Origin of the sequence: Pelorhabdus rhamnosifermentans (assembly GCF_018835585.1) — a bacterium.
Taxonomy (GTDB): Bacteria; Bacillota; Negativicutes; order UMGS1260; family UMGS1260; genus Pelorhabdus; species Pelorhabdus rhamnosifermentans.
This window is the reverse complement of sequence record NZ_JAHGVE010000158.1, coordinates 1-256: the sequence shown is the minus strand read 5'-3', so window position 1 is coordinate 256 and position 256 is coordinate 1. Positions and strand designations below refer to the sequence as shown.

Genomic DNA, 256 nt, shown 5'->3' with positions numbered 1-256 from the left:
CGGTGGCTTGAACTTCCCGATCACGCCGTACACCATGTGCGCGGAGATCGTAGCGGCGGCTGACGCAGGCTTCGGTAATATCTGGTCATTACAGGATTGTATCGAAACCTTATATGAGTTCGGCAACGAGGATCAGCACAGCCGTTTCATCCCACGTATCTGCGCGGGAGAAACCATGTCTATGGACCTGACCGAGCCGGACGCTGGCTCCGACCTGCAATCCGTGATGCTAAAGGCTACCTTCGACGAGAAAGAG

The 256-nt window shown here is 55.5% G+C and carries 1 protein-coding gene; it reads left to right on the top strand.

Annotation, left to right across the window (positions count from 1 at the left end; genetic code table 11):
• On the top strand, positions 1 to 256 hold a 256-nt coding region (locus tag Ga0466249_RS26180; RefSeq protein WP_215832417.1), incomplete at both ends, for an acyl-CoA dehydrogenase family protein.